Source organism: Pirellulales bacterium, assembly GCA_035546535.1.
Lineage (GTDB): Bacteria > Planctomycetota > Planctomycetia > Pirellulales > JACPPG01 > JACPPG01.
Map to the genome: position 1 here is coordinate 44,520 of DASZWQ010000050.1, position 24,772 is coordinate 69,291.

A 24,772-nucleotide genomic window follows, 5' to 3' on the forward strand; every position below is an offset into this window, starting at 1 on the left:
AAGTCGCCCTTTGCGCGGCTTCGCTTCTTCGCTAGAGTTCCGCCTCGCTTGGCCCAAACTCCGCGCGGCCGTGACGCTCCAAGGAGGGATGCAGGACATGCCCGGCTTCAAGATTCATATCTCGGCGAGCACGACCCTCGGTATTGCCTACGGCGGCACCGCCTTCGCCGTGTATCACCAGCCGCTGGAAACCAGCGTCCTGGCGGCAGGGCTGTGCGCGGTTTCCGGCATGTTTCCCGATTTCGATAGCGGACCAGGCCGCCCGCTACGCGAGAGCGTGACCTTTGGCGCCGCGGTCGTGCCGATGCTGTTGATCGACCGCTTCAAGCACATGGGCATGTCGAACGACGCCATGGTGCTCACCGGCGGATTGATCTACTTGGCGATCCGCTTTGGCGTGGCTTGGATATTGCGCCATTACAGCGTGCATCGCGGCATGTTCCACAGCTTGCCCACGGCCCTCATATTCAGCGAGCTGGCATTCCTGCTTTGTTCCTCGGGCGGGCTACCGGTGCGTTTCTTCGAAGCCGGCGCCGTGATGTTGGGTTTCCTCTCGCACCTGATCCTCGACGAGATATGGAGTATCGAGTGGAAAGGATTGCGCCCGCATCTTAAGTACACGTTCGGCACGGCGTTCAAGTTCTGGGGACCGTGCATGTGGTCCAACGCCCTGACGTACGTGCTGATGCTGGCCACGACCGTCGTGGTGTTCAACGACCCGATCTGGTCGAACGAGTCTGCCGCCGCGCAAGAAGCGCACGAGATCGCGTCCTCCTTGATGCAGCATCTCAATCGCTAGCGACAACAGAGGGGCAGGGTGCGCGTCCCTTGGCACATAGCCCATGCTCCCCTGCCCTCCCCTACCCTCTTGGCATCGTCGCCGTCTTGTTTCGACGCGTGCTGGCACGACGATGCCGCTCCGCGTAATCACCGGCTCTCAACAAGCAGCGTCACCGGACCGTCGTTCGTCAGGGTCACGTCCATGTGCTGGCGGAACTTTCCGGTCGCCACCGTAATGCCCTGCTCGCGCACGCGCGCGACGAAGGCTTCGTACAAGCGTTCGGCGACCTCCGGCGGCGCAGCGCCCGTGAAGCTGGGCCGGCGACCGTGACTGCAATCGCCCAAGAGCGTGAATTGGCTGACGACGAGCATCGCGCCGCCGACGTCGGCCAGCGCCAGGTTCATCTTTCCCGCCGTGTCGTTGAACACCCGCAGCCCGACAATCTTGTCGGCCAGCGCGCGTACGTCACTCTGGTCATCGCCGGCGGCCACTCCTAAGAGCACCAGCAGGCCGGCAGAAATCTGGCCCACGACCTCTCCGGCCACGACGACCTCGGCGGACGAAACTCGTTGCACACAGGCACGCATGGCGCTCGTTCGCTTTCTGGCTGGCGGGGGTTTGTCGAATTCCGAAAAAGGGCACTTCTGGCCGCGTTTGCCGGCGCTAACGGGTGTGTGCCACGATAAAACACGCCACGGCGCCCGGCAACCGCACCGAGGGTAAGTGGTTGCTGCTAACTCGCGCGCCGCGAACTCCCTCTCCCGAAGGGAGACGGAAAGCTTTTGCTCGGCCAATACATCACACGCTAAACGCCCACTACCGCGTCGCGGCGCGGCTTGCCGAAGTTGGCCCGCAGTGCCATACTCGGCGTTTGCGCCTTGTTCATGGCGAGCCCGCAGGAGAATACGTTGCCGCAGACCGCGCTACTGACGATTTATTGCTTGCTGATCGCCGGGGCCGCGCTTCTTGGTGGCTGGCTGCCGATGTTGTTGCGCTTGACGCACACCGGCATGCAACTGGCCATGAGCTTCATCGGCGGCGTGATGCTGGGCGTCGGCATTTTGCACCTGCTGCCACACGCTTATTTCGAGTTGCACGATATCTATCCCTGTGTGTGGTGGATGCTGGGCGGCTTTTTGACGATGTTCTTCATCGAACGCGTCTTTCATTTCCATCATCATGACGCGCCCGACGGTTCTGCGCGCGCTGGCGGCGATGAAATCGAGCACGACCACGATCACACTACCGATCATGCCCACGCGCATCATCACGGGCACGCTCATGCGCCCGGCCGGTCACAGAATCGGGCCTGGCAAGGCGCTCTGGTGGGTCTCGCCTTGCACAGCGCGGCCGATGGCATGGCGCTGGCCGCCAGTGTCGCGGCCGAAACCGAGCACGAGGGTCCGGGCCCCGTCTTCGCAGGCCTCGCGGTATTTCTCGTGATCTGGTTGCACATTCCCTTCGACTCGCTGGCGCTGAGCACGCTGATGACCGTCAGCCATGCAACGGGTCGCGCGCGGCACGTGGCGAATTTTCTCTTTGCACTCGCGGTGCCGCTGGGCGCGGTGCTGTTTCTGTTCGGCGCCCAGCATGCTCTCGGCCCGGACCAGCCGATCCTGGGCGCGGCGCTGGCTTTCTCGGCGGGCACGTTCCTGTGCATCGCCACGAGCGATCTGTTGCCCGAGTTGCAATTTCACGCGCACGATCGCGTGAAGCTCTCGGCGGCGCTGCTGCTTGGGTTGGCGCTCGCCGCCGGAATGGTGATCGTGGAATCATCCACACACGATCATGGTCATGAACCCGAACACGATCATGGACCGGCCGTCGAGCATATCGACCATCACGAGCACGTCCACGAGTAAGGGGCGTGGGTGCGGTTCGCGGCGCGGCGATTGATCCGGCCAGTACGCCGTGTCGTTAGGCCGGTAGGCCGTGCGATCTATGCGGGCAGACCGCGTTCGGCGCGGATGCGTCCGACTTCGCTCATCACGTCGGTGATGACGGCGTGGTTGGCCACGATGTTGTGGTATTGTGCGAACGACGCCCAGGCGATGAAGCAGATACCCAAGACCGCGCTCATGAAGTGCACGTTGGTCCAGGTCAGCCCCGGCGGCGGCGTACCGCGAAACGTGCCGGCCGGGTCACCGGCGCCGCCGAGGGCCACGATACCCACGACGATCAACATATTGGCCACGCACAGGGGAAAAGTGCGTCGTTTGATGGCGTTTGAGCGCGCGACGAACGTCGGAGGCAATTGATAAGTCTCGGCAACTTCCTTGCACCAGCGGCTGGTGCCGACGAAATAGGTCACCACGATGCTGTTGACCAGCACCACCGCGAGCGCCGCAGCAACGCCGGAAAGCCGATGGACAGTGGCCCACCGCTGACCGGCCGAATCTTGCACATCGCGAATGTCGTACCCGCGCAGCGACAGCCCGAGTAACAATGTCGCCACGACAAACGTGACGGCAAAAGCAGCCAGCACCCGAAAGATCTTATTCAACGCCGCGAAACTCCCCAGTTGTGACGTGCAAAGGGCTCATTTTAATCGAAAGAGCTGCCCTGCACGACCGGGCTGCCATGACGCGTTTTGCTAGCCTGCGGCGTCCGCAAGAAGGCACCCTTCACGCGCGTTCCCGCAACCGCGGCGGCAGTTCCAGTCCGTGCGCCTCGAGCAATGCCTCGTCGCGCAGGATTTCCGCTGTCGGCCCATCGGCACAAACGCGCCCTTCGTCGAGCAGGATCACGCGTGGACAAATATCGAGAATCATTTCCAGGTCGTGGCTGGCGATCAGCTTGGCGCAGCTCAGCTCGCCGAGCAAGCGCATCAACTGTCGCCGGGCGCGCGGATCGAGGTTCGCCGTTGGCTCGTCCAGCGCGAGCAACTTCGGCTCGCAGGCGATGATCCCCGCCAGGCAGGCGCGCTTCCGTTCCCCCATGCTCAAATGGTGCGGCACGCGATCGGCGAGCGCGGAAAGGCCTACCACGGCGAGCGCTTCGTCCACGCGGCGGCGTACTTCCTCGGCCGCCAATCCCAGATTCAAGGGGCCGAACGCCACATCCTCGCGCACGGTGGTGCCGAACAACTGATCGTCGGGATCCTGAAACAAGAGCCCCACCGCGCGGCGGATTTGCGGTAGGTGCGCGTGATTCACGTCCAGACCCTCGATACGCACGGCCGCGGGCGCATGGTGGTGTGCCGCGCCATTGCGATGGTGATGGTGCCCATCGCGCAGGCGATCGGGTAAGAGCCCATTCAAATGCCAGAGCAACGTCGATTTGCCGGCTCCGTTTGGCCCGACAAGTGCAACACACTCGCCCGCATCCAGCGCGAAGCTGACGCGCGACAGGGCCAGCAGACCGTCGGGATAGCGATAATCGAGATCGACGACTTCGACGAGCGGCATGGGCAGTTCAGGCTTCTTCTTCCAGCATGCGGATTTCGCCGTCAAAGCCACGAGCGATCATCGCGGCGTGGACGCGCTCGGCGCGGTCGCTGGCGCGTACGAGCAACATTCCCACCGCCCGCGAGCCGTTGCGAACCGTCACGGGCGACAGCCGTCGTGGACAATTGAATGTGCGTGCGTACTGCGCGCGGCGCATACGTTCCAACTCGTGCGACAAGACGAAGACGAAGCGATGCATCGAGGCGAGCACGGCGACCATCAGCTTCGGCGCGCCGCACTGCCGCATGGCCTGCAACAGCCGCTCGAAAGAAGTCGTGTAAGCCAGACACAGAATCACCGTGAACGACAGCAATCCTTTGGTAAGAACGCCCGCCATGACCGGCCCCCCTGCCCTGCCCTGTGCCAGCGGGATCGACAGCGCGACTAGTGTCAGCGGCACGGCAAAGACGAGCAGCCGCGCGAGCAGGTAGCGTGCCGGGATACGCGCGAGTAACACCAGGCAAACAACGACGACGACGGCCGCGGCATGAATTGCGCTCAGCGGAACCCCCGGCGCGACCGACCACATCCACGGTTGCGCCACGCTGATCACGATCAAGAGCGCCATGGCGCCCAGCAACTTCGCGCGCGCCGAAACACGATGCAGCGGGCTCTGCGCGCCGCCCCCTTGATCCAGAGTGTCGTGTTCGATGCGATCGGGCAACATGGCGATTCGGGAGCGTGCGGGAGGGGCGCTCGTGAAGCAACGAAAGCTGCGGCCTCCACTTGTCCCGCTTATCGTACCACGCCAAGCTGCCTTTCGCGCGAGCGGAAGGGCGAACGCGTACCTTCTTGCCCTGGCCCGGGCCGAGTAGAATCGCATGATGCGCGCGAGCAAGCCACTTGTTGCACTGACCATGGGCGATCCGGCCGGCATCGGGCCGGAGGTGATTGCCGGCATCTGGTCAGTCCCCCAAATCCACGAATGGTGCCAACCGGTGGTCGTGGGCAGTCCGGCGGTGCTGGAACGCGCCTGCAAGCTCGTGGCCCGCAATGTCAAAGTGGTCGAGGTTCGCGCGCCCGACGAGGTCGCTGCCACGCCGGCCCTGGCGCCCTGCCTGGCGGCGTGCGCTACTGACGCCGCGAGCGTGCCGGCCGGCAAGGTCGACGCGCGCGGCGGCCAGGCAGCTTACGACGCTCTGATCGCCGCAGCGAAGATGGCACTCGCGGGCGAGATCGACGCGATCGTCACCGCTCCTTTGAGCAAGGCCGCGCTGTGGCAGGCCGGGCATCATTATCCGGGCCACACCGAATTGCTGGCCGAACTGTGCGGCGTCAACGATTTCGCGATGATGCTCTACTTGGGTCCCGACGAGCAGGTGCGCGGCCCGCACGGCTTGGGAGTGATCCATGTGACGTTGCACACGGCGCTACGCGATGCGATCGCGGCGCTCGACGAAGAGGCGATCCTCGCCAAGATCGAGCTGGCGCACGCTTCGATGCGCCCGCTGACCGGCGGCCCGCCGCGATTGGGTGTCTGCGCCTTGAACCCCCACGCGGGCGAAGAAGGATTGTTCGGCGATGAAGAGACACGGCTGATTGCACCGGCGGTCGCGCGAGCGCGCGGTCTCGGCATCGACGCGGCGGGCCCCTACCCTGCCGATACGCTCATGGCTCGCGCGCGCGATGGAGAGTTCGACGCCGTCGTCGCCATGTACCACGACCAGGGGCACATTGCGTTGAAGCTGTTGGGGATGCACCGGGCGGTAAACGTCACGCTGGGACTCCCCATCGTGCGCACGAGTGTCGCGCACGGCACGGCTTTCGACATCGCCTGGCAAGGCCGGGCGCGCACCAGCAGCATGACCGAGGCCGTACGCGTCGCCTGCCAGTTGGCGCGCTATCGATCGATACAAGCTTCGCCACTCAAGTAACACCAACCTACGCGCTACGCTTCGCCGCAATGACGGATTTCCTTTCCCATCGGACACCGAAAACCTGATGACAACGCCTGCCGCGGAATCGCGCCCCCCCTCCCCTGCCCCGGACTCTTGCTACGCCTACTTAATCCGTCATGGGGCGACGGCAGCCAGCGCCGCGCATCCGGTGATCATGCAAGGGCGGACGATGGACTCGCCTTTGTCGGAAATTGGCCACCGGCAGGCCGCGGATGTCGGTCGTTTCCTGGCGGATCGGCGCGTCGACGCCGTTTACGCGAGCCCCATGGTTCGTGCGCAGCAGACGGCTGCCGCCGCCGGCAAAGCCCACGGCCTCAGCCCTGTCGCGGTCGAGTCTCTGATCGAAGCGGACCTGGGCCGCTGGGAAGGTTTGAGCTGGGACGAAATCAAACAGCGCGAGCCCGAAGAGTACGAGCGGTTCGTTTCGCGTCCTGACGTACACGGGTATGGTGGCGGGGAAAGCATCGCCGACGTTCGCCAGCGCGCGCTACCGGCGCTGGAGCAGGTAATGCAGCAGCACCTGGGCGGGATCGTGGCGATCGTCACGCACCGCATCGTGATCCGGGCTTGCGTCGCTTATTTGATCGGCATGCCATTGGCCGAAGCGCGACGGCTATCCCCCTCGACGTGCGGAATATCGCTGTTGCGCTATCGGCGTGGCGAGATTGAAGTGACGACCTTCAATGCGCTGTTCCACTTGAGCACGTGGTAGCGCGCAAACTCGCGCGGTGGGTGCCATGCTTTTCGCCGCAGGCGATAAGCATGCCTTCCGTAAGCGGCTATCGGGAACGGTGCCGCAAAACCCTCGCTGGCGCTTCGGGCTAAAATCGCGCTCGCCGTATTCGACGCCTTTGGCGTCTTTGGCGAACGCTAGCGCTTGATGACGCGCCGCAAGTAGGCCTCGGTATCGTCGATCGGAATCGTGTTGCCGCCGGGATTCGTGAACTGGCCCGCGTCGATCGGCGCGTTGAAGTGTACGTCGACCAGTTTCATCCGCGCAAGCAATCGATCGCTGTCGCGGCGTTTCCCTGGGGCCGCCGCGCGCAGATAGTCGACCTGGTAGGGAAACAGGTCATCGCGACCGATGTAGATCTCGATCTGGTTCGGCAAATACACAGGTAGGGCGGCAGGCTCAGGGGGCGTGGCCGCCTCGCCGGCAGACTCTTCGCCCGCCATCAGCCGCGCGAGCGCCTCTGGCTTCCACACGCCCAGCACGACATAGGTCGGGGTCACCCCTAGTTTTTCGCTGCGCATCGATTGAAACTCGAACGACCGATTCAAACTGTCGAGCAGTACCGACAAGCCACCGAGGGCCAGGACGTCGATCCCGGCGCGAAACCCCGATTGCTGCATCGCCGCCAACGCCCGCGGCAAGTCGACCCGACCCAGGCGCGACTGCTTGATCGTGGTCTGCAGGGTCCAAACGCCCGCGCCGTCGCTCACCTGCTGCAAGCTGCACACCTTTTCGCCCAGCTTGAGCTTCAGTTCCAAGCGCATCTTCCGTGTGTCGGCGGGCCCTTGCAGGTATTGGCCGAGCGCCGTGAGCGACTCGCCAAACAGTTCGGAGTGCAAGTTGATCTTGGCCGAGACCGAGTCGTGGCTGGCCAACTGGCGGGCCGCCTGTCCGATGATCTCGTCAGCGCGCGGAGCAGGAACCAGATTCTCACGGTGCGAGGGGGGAAGCGCGGCGCCGGTCGCAGCCGGAGCATCACCACGGGCGGCAGCATTGCCAGCAGCATCACCGTGGCGATGCCGGGCCAGAAAAACCCCGGCGGCGACTGCGCCCACAATGCCCAATACGATCGCCGGCAGAATGGGCAATCTGTGCTTCATTGTGGGGTTTTAACGGATTTGCCAAAGAAACCGGTTATGCAAGGCCGACCATATCACTCAGAGGTGCGTTGCGCAAGCGGTGTAGCCGTCGCGGCAGAGTCCGTCGGCGATTCTTTCGCCGGCGCCGGATCTGCCTGGCGCTGTTACCCGCGAGGCGACGCATTGTAAGCGGGGCCGCTGCGCGCGGTCCACGTCAAAACCGTCGAACAACGGGCTGCCGCGCCGGCCGAGAATGCCGCGTGCGCGCCGCTCGCGTCGCTGAGTTTTCCAAGGGGGGAAACGATGAAGTATCAAATGGTAGTTTTTGGCTTGATTCTGGCGGCCGGCGGTTGCGCCGTACCGCTGGGTCATAACTTGCCGCCGGCCGAGCAGATCATGCATCCCGGCCCCGGCGTCGATGGCCCTGGGCCAGGCGTGATGATTCCCGGCGGCGGAGCCGTGATGCCGTTCCCTGGTGCGACTTCGCAGATCGCATTCATCGGGCCCGACGGCATGCAAGTGACTTGGGACATTAGCGGCCCCGGCGCCTTCGATGCCGAACCGCTGGTCGTGCCCGGCCGCTACAACTTCCCCCAAGGCGCGATCTTTCGGCTGAAGCTGACGTCGATCCCCGGTCGCCCGGGCGTCGAGTTGTATCCGACCTTGGAAGTGGCTCCGACCTTGCCGCGTACCGACGCGTACCTCGCGCACAACGCGATTCCGTTCCAGTTGACGGATGAGGACTTCGACCAGGTGCTCAGCGGCAACTTCGTCACCAAGGTGATCTATCTGCCGGATGCCGAGTTCCAGGAACTGGCGCTGGCTGGTGTAGAAACCCTGGTCAGCACGCGACTCGATCCGGGCGTCGACCCGATCGTCGAAGCGGATCGCCGCGGCTCGATCCTGTCGATCATCCGCATCGGTAACAAGGACCTGCAAATCGCCGGCGGAGGAGACGCCTACGCCGCGGGCGGCGGAATACCCTTCGGTGTCGGTCCTGACGGTGCACCTTGCGGCATGTGCGGCCCGGGTGGCATGGGTGCCGGACCGGGAAGCCAGAATCCGCCTGAGCTGGTTTCGGGCATGACGGCGCCGCAATACGGCTTGCCGTACTCGGGCACTCCGATCGGTTTGCCGGGCCCGCCGCACATTCCGTTCGGCGTGCCGGCCGGCTTGCAGAAGCACGTGATGAAGAACCACACGTTCATGGATATTCCGGGTCCGGTCGCGAAGATGAAGATCGACGTGAAGCAGAAGCCGGGCCTCACGTATCCGAAACCTGTCAGCCACGTCCATATCACCGAAGAGGTGAAACCCGGACCGGCTCTGTATAGCCATCCGCTGTCGACGAAGATGCAGCTGATCGGCTCGGGCCCGATTCCTCCGCCGCCGGCCCCCGTGGCATGCGACGCGGAATGTGCCAGCCCGTGACGTGAATGAGTGAAGTCGAAAGCCGCTTCCTCTCCCCGCGCGGGGAGAGGAAGCGACAAAGGAAAGAAGTCGTTTGTTCGATGTCATCCACGAGATCCACGGCTATGGTCAATCAACTCCGCAGCTCGGACGTTCCGCACAGATCGGGCCGAGAGAGGGTTGCTTGCATGGCAGCGATGAGTGTCGTTCTGAGTCTGGTCGCAAGTACGCAACTCGCCGCGCAGAATCAGAACGTGCACTATCGCTACCAAGGCAACGAGCCTCCGGGAGCGATTGGCAGTTGGCAACTCCTGCGGGGAGGACCATTGCCTGGATATTTCCAGCCGGTTGAGATCAAGGCTCCCCAGGGGGCCTTGATCTCGCTGGCCGTGGACGGAAGCTTCTTACCCTCGGTTCCCACGCCGGTTCGCGTCGGCATGCTGATCGCGCCGGTCTATCGCTTGCGGGTCACGCGGATTCCGCAGCACGAAGGGCAGGAAATCTATCCGACGATCGAGGTCATCGATCGGCTGTATCCACCGGTGGGTCAAGTGATGCGGTTTGCCGTGCCGATCGAGATCACGCAAGAGGACCTCGAATTGGCGCTAGAAGGCAACTACGTGACGCGGGTGATCTATCTCGAAGACCCCGAGCACGTGCTACCGGCTTGTCCCGGCGGCTGTTGCAAGGAACAAGCCTGGTTCGACGCCGGACCAGGATCGAACCCCGTGGAAATGGCCGACCGCCTGGGGCGCCCGATGGCGATTCTGCGCTTGGGCGGACGCGTGCCGGATAGCCGCACGGGGCCCGATTCGCAGTTCCTGGGACATTGTCCTCCGTTTATTCCGCTGCCCGGTTGCCTGCCGCTTTTGAAGCCGATGGGCGAACCGGTGCCGGCCTCTCCGCCCGCGGGCGCCGAGAAGACGGAAGCTCTGCCGCGCACGGCATCAAGCAAAACAAGCAAGAACTCGCAGATCCGTTTCGCCGCGGCGAACCAAGAACCACAGAAATGACGAGCGGCAACCGGCAATTCGTTGGCGGCGCAAGTGCGGCGCGCGTTCGCATGGCGAGCGTGGCCATGCTGTCGCTGGCCCTCTGTTCGTGCCGGGCGCCCTTGCATCCGTCGGGCCTGGCGCCGGCGGCGGCGACGCCCCCCTGCCCTGCCGGCGAAGAATGCATGCCGGCGGTGGCCCAAGTCGCTCCGGTCATGGCGCCGATGATGCCGGGATTCGCCCCGACTCCCCTCCCCTACGAAGTACAGGGTTCGTGGGCTCCGCCCGGGATCGCGCTTCCGTGGCCCGAGGATGAGTATGTCCGCGACGGCGGTGACGACGGGCCGCCGGTGCTCGTGTCGCCTGATTGGCAGGTCTACAACCTGGAGATGGAAGACACCGTCGCGCATTACGACACGGAGGACGGCCGGACGCTGGTCGAACCCTCGAACAAGGTCAACGTTTACGCGCCGTGCTTCGGCGCCGTGCGTACCGTGACGCGCCTGGCGGGCAACGAACAAACCCAGCCACCGCTGGGCGTCGACACCCCGATACGCATCGCGCGGAACGACGAAACCCTAATTCCTGCCTCGAGCTTGCAACGTGTGCAGGCCGAGCGGCAGGCAGGCATGCGCGTGCCGAGCCTGGCGCGCACCTATCAGGGCGAAGGCGTATTGGGCCAGGCCCAGATCATCACCGCCTTCCAGGACGCGTTCCTGCCGTACGAAAACTTCACCGTCTTGCGGACGGGCGAGTTCGCCAACAACGAGAAGGCGCGGCTGGCGACGGCCGCGCAGGCGGCGATCACCTGGACTGCCGATCAAGGCGCGCAGGTCGTAATCGACAACCGCGCGGCACAGGTGGTCGAAGGCGATCGTCGGGCCCAGGCCACGTACATGGTCGAAGACTTCAAGAAGCCGAAGTTGCGCGTGATCAAGGTGGCTTCGACCCAAACCGCTTGCTGCGGCGAGCCGGTCGACTTCACGGTACGCTTCGACAATGTCGGCACCCAAGTGCTGGGCAACGTCGTGATCCTCGACAATCTCTCGCCGCGGCTGGAATACGTGCCCGACAGTGCCCAATCGAGCCTGGAAGCGGCCTTCAGCGTCGAGCCGAACTCGGGCAATTCCCTGGTGCTGCGTTGGGAAATCGACAAGCCGATCCAACCCGGCGACGGCGGCGTGGTGCGTTTCCGCTGCGTGGTGCGGTAGCGGGACGCAGTCAACGCGACGTCTCCTCGGATTGCTCTAATCGCACGGCATCCATGATTTGTGGTGCAGGCGTCTCACCTGCCTCCTCCACGCTCCGCTTATCAAAGCAGTCGGATATGGCCGGATTCTGAACGCTCGCCTGGTCCAGGCGAGCAGGAGTGCAGCCGAGACGGCCGCACCACAAAAGAGCCTGGTTGCATGGCCCGGCGATCCTCGCCCCCTGCGGACCTGATGCCCTCGCTGCGTTATGATGTCGAGGTCGTTCGGTCCCCCTCCCCTGCCCTGCCCCGCGAGCTTGATGGCCACCCATGCACGGATCGTGGATTGCGCAGCGTATGCGAGCGCTCGATAGCTCGGGTATACGCAAGATATTCGACCTGGCTGCGCAGATGAAAAGCCCGGTCAACCTGTCGATCGGCCAGCCCGATTTCGACGTGCCCGAGCCGATTCGCCAGGCCGCCGTCGAAGCCATCGGCTCGCGCAAGAATGGCTATTCACCGACGCAAGGCATCGGCGCGCTCGTCGAGAAGCTGCAAGCTCGCGTTAGCGCTCAATACGGCCATGCCGATCGCAAGACTTTGGTGACCAGCGGCACCAGCGGCGGGCTGGTGCTGGCTCTGCAAGTGCTCGTGAATCCCGGCGACGAAGTGATCGTTTTCGATCCCTACTTCGTCAGCTATCCGGCGCTTGTGGAACTTGCCGGCGGGCGCCCCGTGCTGGTCGATACTTACCCGACGTTCCGCATCGATTTCGACAAGTTGCGGGCGGCGATCACACCGCGGACGAAGGCCATTATTTTCGCCAGCCCGGCCAACCCCACGGGCGTCACGGCCACCGAAGCCGACGTGCGCGCACTCGCCGCGCTGGCGGCCGAGCGCGATATCGCGCTGATCAGCGACGAAATCTACGAGCGGTTCTGCTACGACGCGCCGTTCGTTTCGCCGGCGCGCTACAACGATCGCACGATCGTCGTCGACGGGTTCAGCAAGACCTACGCCATGACCGGCTGGCGGCTGGGCTTTGCGCATGGGCCGGCCGAGATCATTCAAGAGATGGGCAAACTGCAGCAATACACGTTCGTGTGCGCGCCGCAGCCGGTGCAATGGGCCGGCATCGCGGCCCTGGACGTCGACATGACGCCGCACATCGCCGACTATCGCCGCAAGCGCGACCGGCTCGTGGCCGGCTTGGCGGGCAAGTACGAAGTCGTGACTCCCGGCGGCGCCTTCTACGCCTTCCCGCGCGTGCCGCAAGGCACGGCGAGCGACTTCGTCGAACGAGCCATCGCCCGCGAGCTATTGATCATCCCGGGTAAGATTTTCAGCCGGGCCGATACTCATTTCCGCATCTCTTACGCGGCCAGCAACGAGACGATCGACCGCGGCGTGGAGATTCTTCGATCGATAGCGTGAAGAGTACGCCATTGCATGCACGCGAGTGAAAAAAAACGAGCCCGGTGACGGCCGTAGCCAGCACACCGGGCTCGTGAAATAGCGCGATTGACTTAACCCCCACGGCCAGCAAGCTGGGAGTGGGCTTGAACGTCAGGCGCTTTTGTGTTTGGGCTCGGGCATCGGGAACAGCCGCTCGCGGCCGGCCACGACATCCTCGGTGATCAGATAGCTCTGACCGTGTCCTTGCTCGGGCAGCTCGTACATGATGTCGAGCATGATCGATTCGATAATCGAACGCAGCCCGCGGGCACCGGTCTCTTTTTCCTGGGCCCGTTCCGCGACGGCCCGCAGCGCCGTCTCGGTAAACTGCAACTGCGAGTTTTCGAGCGAGAACAGCTTCTGGAACTGGCGCACCAGGGCGTTGCGCGGTTCCTGCAGCACCCGTACCAGGGCATCGGTATCGAGCGGCTTGAGCGCCGTGATCACGGGCAGACGGCCAACCAGTTCGGGGATCAACCCGAATTCCAGAATGTCGTCGCTCGTGACTTGGGAGAGCAGCTTCGACAGGTCTGATTCACTGCCCGGCGCGGCGCTTTCCTGGCCAAAGCCAATCGTGCGGCGGCCCAGCCGTTTGCTGATGATCTTGTCGATGCCGACGAACGTTCCGCCGCAGATGAACAGGATGTTGCTCGTGTCCATCTGGATGTACTGCTGCTCGGGATGCTTGCGGCCGCCTTGGGGAGGCACGTTGGCCAAGGTGCCTTCGAGCATTTTCAGCAAAGCCTGCTGCACGCCCTCGCCCGATACGTCGCGTGTGATCGAGACGTTCTGGCTGGTCTTGCCGATCTTGTCGATCTCGTCGATGTAAAGGACGCCGCGTTGGGCCGCTTCGAGATCGAAATCGGCGGCGTGCAAGAGCTTCAACAGCAGGTTCTCGACGTCCTCGCCGACGTAGCCCGCCTCGGTCAGGGTGGTGGCGTCGCCGATCGCGAAAGGAACGTTGAGAATGCGGGCCAGCGTGCGGGCGAGCAGCGTTTTGCCGCAGCCGGTGGGACCGAGCAGAAGGATGTTCGACTTATCGATTTCAACGTCCGAGGGCTCGCTGCCGAGCATCAGCCGCTTGTAGTGCGTGTGCACCGCGACGGCGAGGACTTTCTTCGCTTCCTCTTGCCCAATGACGTACTCGTCGAGCTGCGTGACGATTTCGCGCGGCGTGGGCACCTTGTTGAACAGTTGCTTGCTGCTGCCGCGACGGCGCCGCTCCTGTTCGAGAATTGACTGACAGAGCTCGATGCACTCGCCGCAGATGTAGACGTCGCCGGGGCCTTCGACCAAGGGCCCTACGTCTCGATAGCTTTTGCGACAGAACGAACAAAAGGCGTTTTTCTTGGTCGTGCCGCCACCTCGGCGGGTGCCGCCCAGATCCCGACTACCAGCCATACCAACTCCTTTTCGAATCAGACTTCGCGGTGGCGCGTCGTGGATACCGCGAAGAATGAAGGGACTCCAGTTGTCGCTCGAGAGGCTTGGCCTGACCGTCCTAGTCTGGGAATTGCGTCGAGCCGCATTTGCTTACGAGATCACGTGGTCGCGTGTTCAGCCAACCTGCCCTCTCCGATCCTGGCAGATTGTCTCACAAGAGTGGTGCTATCGGCAAAGAGATTACCGGCGGTCGATTTCGTTACAATCTAGCGCCAGCGGCCTTAACCCTCTTTGCCGCTATCCTTTAACTCGTCTTGCAGACGGGCTGACAGCGTTGCTTTTATTGTTCGGTATTCGACGTCCGTTAGCTCACCCTGGCTGTGCAATTCTCGGAAATTCGTGAGCATCTCGTTGGTGGTCATGCCGTCTTCGCGGAAGCTGCTTTTCACTCTGCCAACGACGTAAATTCCGATGGACGCCAGAATGGCGACTGCGGCAACTCCCAGGGTCACCTGCGCCGTCGGCGATCGCAGAAAATCCCACATAGATTAGCGTCACGGGCGTACGAAGGATGCGTGCCCCGCCCTCCCCTTTTGCCTCACTCAACTATTATGCATATGCGGCCCGCTACCGTCTAGCATTGCGCGCACTTCCGGCCATGATAGCGAAGTTAAGATCGGCCGTGGCCCGCCCGTAGCACAGTTGCGACCGAACCGCCGCACCATTTCGCTTTTACGCTAATCAATCGAGGAATTTGATGGATAAGGAAAGCAGCCTGCAACGGATTTTGCGCACCGGCATCGTCGCCATCCTGCGCGCCGACGACGGCAGCCGATTGGCCGACGCGGCCGAGGCTTTGGCCGAGGGGGGTGTCGACATTGTCGAGGTCACGTTCACGGTTCCACGGGCCGAGAAGGTTCTGGCCGAGGTCGCCGAGCGCTTGGGAGACCGCGTGCTGTTGGGCGCCGGGACGATCCTCGATACCGAGACGGCGCGCGTGGCCCTGATGTCCGGGGCACGGTTCCTCGTTTCGCCGGTCGTGCGTCCGTCGGTGATCGAGCTGGCCCGGCGCTACGCGGTCCCCGTTTTTCCCGGAGCCTTTACGCCTACCGAAGTTCTCACAGCCTGGGAGGCGGGCGCCGACGTCGTGAAGGTCTTCCCGTCCGATGCGGTGGGGCCTGGCTATTTGAAGGTGCTGCGCGGACCGCTTCCGCAAGTGCGGCTAATGCCCACCGGCGGCGTGAATCTGCAGACCATCGGCGATTTCCTTCGCGCGGGTGCCTGCGCCGTGGGGGTGGGCAGCTCCCTGGTCGAGCCCCAGGCGCTGGCGGCTGGAGACTTTGCCCGCATGCAATCGCTGGCGCGGCAATACATCAAAGCCGTCGCGGAAACGCGCGAGCAGCTAGCGAAGAAGTGACCGGCCGCCGGCCGCGACTTATTGTCCTGGCACCGACCATATTGGCTTGCCACAAACATTCAGATTCGCCGTGACGGTCCCCTCGTTTGCCCGGCGGAGGACACTGGCAACTGCCAGCCTCCCACCCCTGACCATTCAGTTTACGCAGTTCCGCGCGGCGGTGCTCTCTACTCAAGCCGCACGATCGGCAAAGCCGATATCTGATTGCGTGACGGTGCGCCCTTGCGCTTCGGCGGCGCTCGGAATGCGCCGCGCGCAAACGACGCCAATCGCTTCCACCGAGAGACAATCTGTCACGTCAAAGATGCGGCTTAGCTTGAGCGTCCTCGCGATTCTGTTTGCTGCTCCCGTCGTGGGCTGGGCTGAGAATGCGCTTGTGCCCGAGGCACCAAAGCCCATCTACACGCGGCAGAATTCGTTTGGCGTTCCCTTCGTCATGGATCCAGCCGAGCCGGGGGCACGTAAGGCGACGGAAGTGCAACTGCACGTCTCGGAAAATGGCGGCCCCTGGCGTTTGTATGCGAAAGCGGCTCCCACGAGCGGCAGCATTCTCTTCCGCGCGACGCGCGACGGAGACTATCGCTTCCTGGTGCGCACCAAGGATGACCATGGCGAGTTGCAGCCGGCCGGGCCGCCGCATCCCGAGCTGACAGTCGTCCTCGATACGGATCCGCCGGTGCTGGAATTGCTCGCCGAGCGCGGCCAGGGGGGCGAGATGCACGCCCGCTGGCGCGTGCGCGACGCCCATCTCAAGCCCGACAGCTTGCGCCTCGAGTACCAGGTCGGACCCGATGGTCCGTGGGTGCCCGTGGCGATCGACCTGCCGGTGGTCGGCGCGACGACGTCGGCGCGCGAGGCGACCTGGGTTCCCGAGGCCCGCAGCGTGCCGATCACGGTTCGCGCGGAAGTCAGCGACTTCTCCGGTAACTTCGCCAAGACGCAACGCACGGTGGCCGGGATTGTTGCCAAGCCGGATCCGGCGGCCGAGAAGGAAGACACTTTTGCGCACTGGCCGGGCGAGCGCACGCAAAGCACGCCCCTCGGCCCGCATGATCCCCCCGAGATGCCCGGCAATTTCCCTTCGCGGTATGGCGACGTTCGAAATCTCGCGGGCGTTAAACGATACGGCACTATCGCTGAGCAGATTGGTCCGGGCCTGCTCCCTCCTGCGGCCGAAGTACTGCCAGCGCCCCCAGCCGCGGAAGAAGTGGCCGGCGTGCCGGCCGCCGAACGGGCCCTACCGATTCCCAATCAGCCCGAAGAGGTCGGCCTGCCGCCTTCGGCCAATGAAGCACGCCAAAGCGCACCGCGCACGCGTCGCGATTTGGAACAAATCGATGGACCACGTCTGCCGGGACCAGCCGCGCTTCCCGCGTCGACAGAGGCTGGCGTTGCGAATCCCGGCACACCGCCCACAAACGGCGCGGCCACGTCGCCCGCGGATGAATCGCTGCCGCCCGGTGTGCAACCGCGCATGTTCAACACGCGGCGCATCGAGCTGGACTACGACGTCGAATCGATGAGCCCGGGCAGTGTTCCCACGATTGAAATTTGGGGCACGCGAGACAGTGGCCGCACGTGGGCGAAATATGGCAGCCACGACAACGAGCATGGGCCGGCCTCGGTCACCGTCGACGGCGACGGTCTGTACGGCTTTCGCATTCTTGTATCCAACACCGGCGCCACGACCGAGGATGCGCCACGATCCGGCGACACGCCCGACATCTGGATCAATGTCGACACGCAAAAGCCTGCGGGCCGCATCGTGTCAGCCGCGGCGGATGCGAGCGCACCGGGCACGCTCGTCATTCGCTGGGAAGCCGGCGATTCGTTCCTGGCCGCGCAGCCCATCTCACTCTATTGGAGCACGACGGCCACCGGCCCTTGGGCGCCGATCGGACTGGACCTGGCCAACAGTGGCACGCACGCCTGGCAGCCCAACGCGAACACACCTGGCCCGGTCTTTCTGCGGCTGGAAATCCGCGACCGGGCGGGCAACTTGCACGTGACAGACACTCCCTCGCCCGTACCGCTCTCACCCGCTCGTCCGAAAGTTCGCATTCGCGACGCGCGCCCGGCGGCAGCGCCCGCGGCTCAATCGCCTGCTGTCCCAGCGACAGCACCTGCGGCGCAGGCACAGCCGGTGTGGCAGGAATTCCGCCGCTAGCGTGCCGCGCTTGTTAAGTTCCACGCAAGCCAAGGGCCGCTACTTCAAGAGCTTTTCCATGGCCCGCAGCAACACGGGCTCGACGCTCGGCGCCACGCGCGAGGCGATACCCGTTTCGTAGCCTCCCTGCGAATAGGATATTTCGGTGCCGATGTAGCCGGGACCGTAATCGCCGTAGGCCGCCATGGCCACGATCGATTGCGGACGCATCCGCTGGGCGGCCAATTGGTACTCGATAAATAGCTCCGCCGGCATGTGCATCACGTAGGTGTCGCCCAGCCGCAGGCAGCCGATATCGACCGGGTCGCGGCGCTGCGAGCGCGCGAGCCAAGCCAGATCCATGCCCGCCCGCACACGCTGCTTGATGTCCGCCGCCGCATTGCTCAACTCTTGACGTAGCGAGTCTTCGTTCATGCGCGGGCTGACGGGCAGGGTCACCGGCTCAAAAGTCCAGGCTACGTCGGCGCCTTTGATCGGCCGCCGCTCGACCGCCTCCCACGCCTGGCGCATTCCGGCGGCGACCCGCTCGGCCAGTTGATCGCGGCTCTCACGCGTGCCGTCGTAATACTTGCCGACCGTGACGTTGCCCGAGGCCCCGTCGAAATGAATGTGCGCCACGCCGGGAAGCGCGCGCTCGCGCATCGCGCGGGCCAGCCCCACCGTGTCGCCGCTGACAGCTCCTTTGCCGTGATAGCTCTGCGGGTGTGTCGCGTAATACGTCACAAGGACGAGCGGCCGGTCGCCGTCCCAAAAGCTGATGAGCTGCATGTAAGGGTCAATCAAGCCCTCGGGCGCGTCGCGCGCCTCGCGATCGGCCGTGAAGCTCCAGCGGACATGCTTGACGTTGCCGTCCGGCCCGAGGATGCGGCGGTTCGCGGCAACTTTTTCGACCTTCGCGCGCCCCAACCCCAAGTGGCTCACCGGCTGAGGATGTTTGATGCAATCGCGAATGGCGTCGGCCGTAGCGGCAATCGTCCGGCGCGCGAAATCGGCATCGAACATCTTGTTAGCCAGGCCAACGCCCGCCAGGATTTCATCGGCCAGAAAATCGCAACCCGGCGCGTCGTGCTGGTGTAGCGTTTGCACGGCCACGCGATGAATATCGGTGCCGGCGGCGTCGGCCAAGGCCTGGCGCCAGGCGCGATGCCCGTCGTTGCCGATGCCGACCCAATCCACGGCACACAGCACGATCGGCTTTTCATCGGTCAATAGCACCACGCCGCGCGCCGAGAGCGGATCGTCGATCTTTGCCACCGGCGGCACGGCAGCGTCGCACAGCGGAGTTCCCAAGGGGGGCGTCGCGTCGACGCGGAATGTGGCAATGCGCAACGTTCCTTCCGCGGCCACCACGGCGCCGGCGACAAGGCCGCAAAGCACGAAGACGGCGGGCACAACTCGGCGCATGAGGTCACCTTTCGAAAGAGCGGGGTTACCGAGCCTTGGGTCACCTTCGGGATTGTCCTAACGCCACGGCGGAGTATGAACCATGCACGAGCGATTGCAAGCGCGCCGCGGTTGCCATCGCGTAACCCGCAGACGCGTCGACACGGTCCCGATACAATGAGCGGCGACGATTGAGCGTTGCAAATCAGGTCGGCCAATTTACTTTCTCGCTGCCAGCGAATCACCGCATGCCGGGCGTCACTCTCACAGGACTGGAGTTTCTCGACAAGCCTCCGGCCACGATCCCGGCCGTGTGCGTCGTCTTTGGCGACGAAGCATTTCTGAAGCGCGAGTCGCTCGAACATTTGCGCGAAGCGGTGCTGGGCACGGAAGACGCCGATTTTTCGTTTTCCGAGTTCGACGGAGAAGACGCCGAGGTTCACGAAGTCTTCGACTGCCTTTCAACCGTGGCGCTGTTTGGTGGCGGGCGACGGCTGGTCGTCGTGCGCAAGGCCGACGACTTCGTCTCACGCAATCGGCCGGCGCTTGAAGATTACGTCGCGCACCCAAAGGCAAGTGGCGTGCTCGTACTGGAAGCCGGCACCTGGCCGGCGAACACCAAGTTGGCCAAGGCGATCGCGGCCGAAGGGTTGTCGATCGAATGCAAAACTCCCGCGCCGCAGGCAATTGCCAAATGGCTGGTCAGCCGCGCCACGAAAAAACACCAGGCCAGGCTTGATCGGCAAGCCGCCGATCTGTTGCTCGATAGCGTCGAGCCTGATCTGGGACTGCTCGACCAGGAGTTGGCGAAGCTGGCGCTCGCGGCCGGTGAGAATGGCGCGATCGACGCGGCGCTGGTGCGCGAAATGGTCGGCGGCTGGCGCTCGAAAACGACCTGGGACATGCTCGACCTGGCTGCGGGTGGTCACGCCGCGGAAGCCATCTTGCAGCTCGATCGGCTGCTCTCGTCGGGCGAAAGCCCCGTGGCGATACTCGCGCAAATCGGCTCCACGCTGCGGCGCTTTGCCGCGGCGGCCCGCACGGTAGAGCAAGCGGAGTGCGCCGGGCGCCGCACGACGCTCAAGCATGCGTTGGAGGCAGCCGGCTTTCGCTCCTTCGTCGTTGCCAAGGCGGAGAATCAGCTACGGCAGCTCGGCCGGCAGCGTAGCGCGGGTCTGTATCGAGCGATGCTGGAAGCCGACCTGGCGCTCAAAGGATCGAGTTCCGCGCCGACGCGCGCGCGGATTGTGCTCGAGCAGCTCATTGCGCGCATGTCGCGCGCCGCCGACACGGCTGAAGCCCGCTGAGCCAGTGCCAGCATCCACGATAGCGAACCAACGATTCTCACGCCTGCGCAGCTTCTCGCGCGGGCCATCACCCGTTTTGCCCTGTTTATCGCAACCGCGCAGCTCATGGTCCGGCAAGACGGCTACCGGGCCATGCCTTGCGGCAAAATCGGGTTTCTCCTATCCTCTCGCGGCCAATTGCGGAGGAGCAGGCGTTACACGACCGGGCCTCATCGGTCGCCGCAGCGCCCTCGATGGCCTTGCCTCTATCCACCTCGTCGGCTGAAGGTTCGTCTGCAAGGGTCCCGAACGATATGCCTGGGCTTTCAATGATCAGGTTCGCCTCCTGCCGCGGGACATGGCTCGCCGCATGCCTGCTGGCAGTCGCGCTCGCCGGCTGCTCGCTTGCGCCGCCGCCGCCACTGGCCACCGGAAATGTTCCGCGACGCGGCTTCGGTTGGTTCGGCGGGCGCTCAGCCACGAACGATCCCTTGCTCGACGCCGATCAAGACGACCCTCGCGCCGGCAGCACGCTGGCGAAGGGAAAGAGCGCGTCGAACTCCACTGCCGTCGATCCTCGGGCTCTCAATGACGTGATGACGCAGCTTCGCGCGGTCGGCGCCGTCGATCCGGCCGTGCAAGCCAAGCTGATGGAGGACATGCAACGGACCGATCCGTCGCTATGGCCGCTGTTGATGCAGACATACCGCTCGTCGCTGGCGTATCAGAATCAGAGTCGGACGGCGGGGATCGGGGCAAAACCTGGCGTAAATGGTGCAACTTCCTCGCTCGCGCCTGGCGCCACTCTGCCCTCTGAAATTCGCGACGGGCGCGCCGTCGCGCCCGCGCCCAATTCGCAAGCAGCACAAACGCTGGACCTAAAATCGCCGGCCACGGCGCTTGTCCCGCCGGCCAAGGCGCCCGCCGACCAGGTCGTGCTGGCAAGCGTCGCGTCCGCGCCGCCACCACCGGCTGCGAACCCGCCCACCCCCCCTGCCCCGCCACCGGCGACGGCCATCGCTGCGTCGCCAGCATCAGCCGCGCCGTCACCTGCTGCCCCGACGCCTGCTGCGCCCGTAATCGCATCGGCAACCGCGTCATCGGCGCAGTCGCCGGCCGAACCTCCTCCCTTGCCCACGACAACGGCGACGCCGATTGCTCAGGCCACGGCCGCGCCAGCAACCGCATCTGATGGAAAAGTCGAGCAGGCCGCGTTCACCGCACCGGCGCCGAATGCGGCCGCTGCGCCTGACCTGGCCGGAACGATCGCGATGCTCGAGAAGCAGGCCCAGTCGCCGGTGAAGGATGCCGGAGACGTGTCGCGCCAGGTGAGCTTGCGGATGCTGTATCTATCGGCCGGGCGGCGCGACGATGCGCTGCGCCCGATCGACGGACTTAGCGCGCCGGAGCAGGAGTATTGGAACAAACAGTTGGCGAGCGTGGCGGCCCTGCTCGACGCGAGCGGCGAACCCGACGCTGAAAAACGTGCCTCGCTCGCCAGTCAGCAACTCTACGAGGCCGCCGGCCGCCTGGCACAACTCAGCCCGTTGGCCGTGCGAAACATCGCCTTCTGCACAGAGGTGGTCAGCTACGGCGTGATTACGCCATTCAAGGAAACCGAGTTCACGCCGGGGCAGCAGGTCCTGCTGTACGCCGAGGTCGACAATTTCAAGATCGAGCAGGCTCCCAAGGGTTATCGCACCGCGCTCAAGGGCAGCTACCAGGTCGTCGACAAAGACGGGACGAAGATGGCGGGCACCGAGCCGCAGACGATGGAAGAGGTGTGCCAGAATCCGCGGCGCGACTACTTCGTGCGCTATCGCATGAACCTGCCCAAGCCTCTCCCCGACGGCGCCTACAAGCTACAATTGACGATCGAAGACACCTTGAGCCAGAAGACGGCCAAGGCGTCGCTTGATTTCACGATCAAGAACAAGTAGCTTCCAAAAGCCGCGATTCGACGATTTCTTGCGGCCTGTACCTCTCTGACTGACGAGACGCTGCGCGCGGTATGTCAACGTTTGACGTGATTGTGCTGGGAACGGGCGGCATCGGTAGCGCCGCCCTGGCGATGCTTGCCCGGCGCGGGGCCAAGGTGCTGGGACTGGATCAATTTCCGCCGGCGCACGATCGCGGCAGCTCGCACGGCCGCACGCGTATCATCAGGCAAGCGTATTTCGAGCATCCGGATTACGTGCCGCTGCTGTTACGTTCCTACGAATTGTGGCGCGAGCTCAGCGAGCGCACCGGAGAGCGTCTCTTTCAAGAAACGGGGTTCCTGCAAGTCGGCCCGGCCGATGGCGTCGTGGTGCCAGGCGTGTTGGCAAGCGCCGCCGAACATGGGCTAAGCGTGGAACGGCTCGCAGCGAACGAAATCACGCGGCGCTGGCCCGGCTTTGCCGTCGCCGAAAGCGCCGTGGGCGTTTACGAGCCGCGAGGCGGCGTCTTGGCGGTCGAAGCGTGTGTGGCAGCGCACTTGCGCGACGCGCAAGCCGCGGGCGCCGCACTGAAAACCGACGAACCGGTCGTTGAGTTTCAACCGACGACGAGCGGCATCGTCGTGCGCACCGCGCGACAGGAGTACTCCACCCAGCGATTGATCGTCACGGCCGGGCCGTGGGCTGGGCGGTGGCTGGGCGACCTGGGCACGCGACTGGTCGTGCGGCGGAAGCCGCTCTTCTGGTTCGCGACCAATTCGAACGTGTATCGGGCGGAGAACGGATGTCCGGCGTTCCTTTACGAAATGCCGGAAGGCGTTTTCTATGGCTTCCCGGAAGTCGACCCGGGTGAAATCAAGATGGCCGAACATAGCGGCGGCGAACCGGTCGATGACCCACTGGCGGTCGATCGCGAGTGGCGAGCCGAGGACCAGGCGCGGTTGGAATCGTTCATCGCGCGTGCGTTGCCCGACGTGTCATCGACGCGAACCGCACACGCCGTGTGCATGTACACGATGAGTCCCGACGAACACTTTATCGTCGACCATCACCCGCGCGACGAAAGAATCTGCTTCGCCGCCGGCCTGTCAGGACACGGATTCAAGTTCGCGCCGGTGCTGGGCGAGGTGCTGGCCGATCTGGCGCTTGCGGGGCAGACAAAGCTGCCGATCGCGTTTCTCTCTTGCCGCAGACCGGCACTCACGTCGAGCCGCTAGCCACTCGCCTTAAGGTTGCGGTGCTGGGGAAGGACTAGGCGCTCTCGGGCCATTGATGTGGCACGGATATTGAAGTGCGACGTTCTTCAGTCTCGCAATTTTTGCTTCCAGCGCTTGCTGGGCGGCCCGTTGATCCTGCCATCTTCCGACGGCATCTCGCCCCAACGGCAAAACTACTGCCGCCAATGTGATCGCCACGATGAGCGCCCGTAATGAGAACTGCAACCATCGTCGTCGGGCGTGTGGCATGGGGTGTGTCGTGGCGTCGCTAGGTAACCTTTACCACGCGTAGTACAAAACGTATGTCGTATTTTGGGCGTGGAACACGCGCAGCTGCTTACCGCTGGGCTCCCGTTCCGTAGCAAAGGCCTTTCCTGCGAGACCACTTCCCAGCCACTCTTGTTCATCGGGATTGTACAACGCGTCCGATGTGTACGGTTGAAGTTTCCACGGATGCGCGCCGACCCATTGATCGAATTCGGGCTCCGTCATTTTGTATTTCGCGTGCAGAGTATTGAACCCCGGCTCGTACTCAATGCAGGGGAAGTCGCTCGGCACAATGGTGTTTTGCGCTTGATGCCACCAAACGAAGAAGCGCTGGTGGAAAACCGAGTTTGACGCATACATCAGTACCGGAGCCAGCAACACAACGCACAAAATGGCCAACTCTCGCGCTTTAGTCACCCGCATTAATACATAGGCGGTCGCTACCGATAGCAATACGGATAGAACACATAGGATCAGGAACGACTTAAACGCGATCGCGCCAAGGTTCATAGTTAAGAATGCGGGCGGATGCTTGGTGGACTGGTTCAAACACCATTTTACGCGGCCTTCAGAGCGAATCGAACACCGCGTTGTCGGTCCGACCTGCTCTGGCGCAGCGATTGGTGGCATTTCCCGTCGCCACGGCTTATCCTGCGGGTTGTCCACGCAGTCGCTGTTTCTCGCCCCCCTGCCCTGCCCCGTTCCTGAAAATCCCCATGCGCTCTACGTCCG

At 64.0% G+C, this 24,772-nt stretch carries 22 protein-coding genes; 13 read left to right on the plus strand and 9 right to left on the minus strand.

The features are described 5' to 3' along the window. The first annotated feature begins 97 nt into the window (after nt 1-97). Complete coding sequence (locus VHD36_06110) at nt 98-799, plus strand: metal-dependent hydrolase (GenBank protein HVU86874.1); 702 nt, start codon at nt 98-100, stop codon at nt 797-799. 128 nt (nt 800-927) lie between these two features. Here the strand turns inward: VHD36_06110 and dtd are convergent, their stop codons facing one another. Beyond that, on the minus strand, nt 928-1,368 hold the full coding sequence (gene dtd / locus VHD36_06115) for a D-aminoacyl-tRNA deacylase (protein ID HVU86875.1): 441 nt from the start codon (nt 1,366-1,368) through the stop codon (nt 928-930). A 297-nt stretch (nt 1,369-1,665) separates the two neighbouring features. Here dtd and VHD36_06120 point away from each other — a divergent pair, with 297 nt between their 5' ends. Further along, nucleotides 1,666-2,643: a ZIP family metal transporter gene (locus VHD36_06120; protein HVU86876.1), complete on the plus strand. Its 978-nt coding sequence runs from the start codon at nt 1,666-1,668 to the stop codon at nt 2,641-2,643. 77 nt (nt 2,644-2,720) lie between these two features. Here the strand turns inward: VHD36_06120 and VHD36_06125 are convergent, their stop codons facing one another. From VHD36_06125 to VHD36_06135, 3 genes are all read right to left on the minus strand, one after another. Further along, on the minus strand, nt 2,721-3,284 hold the full coding sequence (locus VHD36_06125; GenBank protein ID HVU86877.1) for a hypothetical protein: 564 nt from the start codon (nt 3,282-3,284) through the stop codon (nt 2,721-2,723). 121 nt (nt 3,285-3,405) lie between these two features. Continuing rightward, nucleotides 3,406-4,239, minus strand: a complete 834-nt coding sequence (locus VHD36_06130) for an ABC transporter ATP-binding protein (protein ID HVU86878.1) — start codon at nt 4,237-4,239, stop codon at nt 3,406-3,408. Further along, nucleotides 4,196-4,894: an energy-coupling factor transporter transmembrane component T gene (locus VHD36_06135; protein HVU86879.1), complete on the minus strand. Its 699-nt coding sequence runs from the start codon at nt 4,892-4,894 to the stop codon at nt 4,196-4,198. Before VHD36_06135 ends, VHD36_06130 begins: the two co-directional genes overlap by 44 nt. A 154-nt stretch (nt 4,895-5,048) precedes the next feature. On the opposite strand from VHD36_06135, the gene pdxA reads away from it, so the two are divergent. Both pdxA and VHD36_06145 read left to right on the plus strand, forming a co-directional pair. After that, a complete protein-coding gene (gene pdxA, locus VHD36_06140; protein HVU86880.1) occupies nt 5,049-6,101 on the plus strand; it encodes a 4-hydroxythreonine-4-phosphate dehydrogenase PdxA in 1,053 nt (350 codons plus the stop codon). A gap of 67 nt (nt 6,102-6,168) precedes the next feature. Continuing rightward, nucleotides 6,169-6,837: a histidine phosphatase family protein gene (locus VHD36_06145; protein HVU86881.1), complete on the plus strand. Its 669-nt coding sequence runs from the start codon at nt 6,169-6,171 to the stop codon at nt 6,835-6,837. A 158-nt stretch (nt 6,838-6,995) separates the two neighbouring features. On the opposite strand, the gene VHD36_06150 is transcribed toward VHD36_06145, so the two are convergent. Then, nucleotides 6,996-7,958 carry a hypothetical protein gene (locus VHD36_06150; GenBank protein ID HVU86882.1) on the minus strand — a complete coding sequence of 321 codons (963 nt, stop codon included), beginning with the start codon at nt 7,956-7,958 and terminating at the stop codon, nt 6,996-6,998. A gap of 282 nt (nt 7,959-8,240) precedes the next feature. On the opposite strand from VHD36_06150, the gene VHD36_06155 reads away from it, so the two are divergent. From VHD36_06155 to VHD36_06170, 4 genes are all read left to right on the plus strand, one after another. Then, the gene (locus VHD36_06155; protein HVU86883.1) at nt 8,241-9,368 is read left to right on the plus strand and encodes a hypothetical protein; all 1,128 of its coding nucleotides are present in this window, start codon (nt 8,241-8,243) and stop codon (nt 9,366-9,368) included. 176 nt (nt 9,369-9,544) lie between these two features. Then, nucleotides 9,545-10,360 carry a hypothetical protein gene (locus VHD36_06160; protein ID HVU86884.1) on the plus strand — a complete coding sequence of 272 codons (816 nt, stop codon included), beginning with the start codon at nt 9,545-9,547 and terminating at the stop codon, nt 10,358-10,360. Next, the gene (locus VHD36_06165) at nt 10,357-11,550 is read left to right on the plus strand and encodes a hypothetical protein (GenBank protein HVU86885.1); all 1,194 of its coding nucleotides are present in this window, start codon (nt 10,357-10,359) and stop codon (nt 11,548-11,550) included. The genes VHD36_06160 and VHD36_06165 overlap by 4 nt, the downstream gene beginning before the upstream one ends. A 308-nt stretch (nt 11,551-11,858) precedes the next feature. Beyond that, a complete protein-coding gene (locus VHD36_06170) occupies nt 11,859-12,962 on the plus strand; it encodes an aminotransferase class I/II-fold pyridoxal phosphate-dependent enzyme (protein ID HVU86886.1) in 1,104 nt (367 codons plus the stop codon). A 132-nt stretch (nt 12,963-13,094) separates the two neighbouring features. Here the strand turns inward: VHD36_06170 and clpX are convergent, their stop codons facing one another. Next, nucleotides 13,095-14,384, minus strand: coding sequence for an ATP-dependent Clp protease ATP-binding subunit ClpX (clpX, locus tag VHD36_06175; protein HVU86887.1), 1,290 nt, complete (start codon nt 14,382-14,384; stop codon nt 13,095-13,097). A 263-nt stretch (nt 14,385-14,647) separates the two neighbouring features. After that, entirely contained in the window at nt 14,648-14,815 is a 168-nt protein-coding gene (locus tag VHD36_06180; GenBank protein HVU86888.1) for a hypothetical protein, read from the minus strand. A 308-nt stretch (nt 14,816-15,123) separates the two neighbouring features. Here VHD36_06180 and eda point away from each other — a divergent pair, with 308 nt between their 5' ends. Together eda and VHD36_06190 are read left to right on the plus strand one after the other, a co-directional pair. Continuing rightward, nucleotides 15,124-15,783: a bifunctional 4-hydroxy-2-oxoglutarate aldolase/2-dehydro-3-deoxy-phosphogluconate aldolase gene (gene eda / locus VHD36_06185; protein ID HVU86889.1), complete on the plus strand. Its 660-nt coding sequence runs from the start codon at nt 15,124-15,126 to the stop codon at nt 15,781-15,783. 316 nt (nt 15,784-16,099) lie between these two features. Beyond that, nucleotides 16,100-17,950, plus strand: coding sequence for a hypothetical protein (locus VHD36_06190; protein ID HVU86890.1), 1,851 nt, complete (start codon nt 16,100-16,102; stop codon nt 17,948-17,950). 39 nt (nt 17,951-17,989) lie between these two features. Here VHD36_06190 and VHD36_06195 read toward each other — a convergent pair whose 3' ends face one another. Further along, nucleotides 17,990-19,354: a neutral/alkaline non-lysosomal ceramidase N-terminal domain-containing protein gene (locus tag VHD36_06195; protein HVU86891.1), complete on the minus strand. Its 1,365-nt coding sequence runs from the start codon at nt 19,352-19,354 to the stop codon at nt 17,990-17,992. Nucleotides 19,355-19,581: 227 nt separating this feature from the next. Here VHD36_06195 and holA point away from each other — a divergent pair, with 227 nt between their 5' ends. The 3 genes from holA (at nt 19,582) to solA (ending at nt 23,773) form a co-directional block, all read left to right on the plus strand. Beyond that, the gene (holA, locus tag VHD36_06200) at nt 19,582-20,640 is read left to right on the plus strand and encodes a DNA polymerase III subunit delta (GenBank protein HVU86892.1); all 1,059 of its coding nucleotides are present in this window, start codon (nt 19,582-19,584) and stop codon (nt 20,638-20,640) included. A 308-nt stretch (nt 20,641-20,948) separates the two neighbouring features. Continuing rightward, the gene (locus VHD36_06205) at nt 20,949-22,559 is read left to right on the plus strand and encodes a hypothetical protein (GenBank protein HVU86893.1); all 1,611 of its coding nucleotides are present in this window, start codon (nt 20,949-20,951) and stop codon (nt 22,557-22,559) included. Nucleotides 22,560-22,630: 71 nt separating this feature from the next. Then, nucleotides 22,631-23,773 carry an N-methyl-L-tryptophan oxidase gene (gene solA, locus VHD36_06210; GenBank protein HVU86894.1) on the plus strand — a complete coding sequence of 381 codons (1,143 nt, stop codon included), beginning with the start codon at nt 22,631-22,633 and terminating at the stop codon, nt 23,771-23,773. A 279-nt stretch (nt 23,774-24,052) separates the two neighbouring features. Here the strand turns inward: solA and VHD36_06215 are convergent, their stop codons facing one another. Beyond that, nucleotides 24,053-24,706 carry a hypothetical protein gene (locus VHD36_06215; GenBank protein HVU86895.1) on the minus strand — a complete coding sequence of 218 codons (654 nt, stop codon included), beginning with the start codon at nt 24,704-24,706 and terminating at the stop codon, nt 24,053-24,055. Between the last annotated feature and the right edge of the window lie 66 nt (nt 24,707-24,772).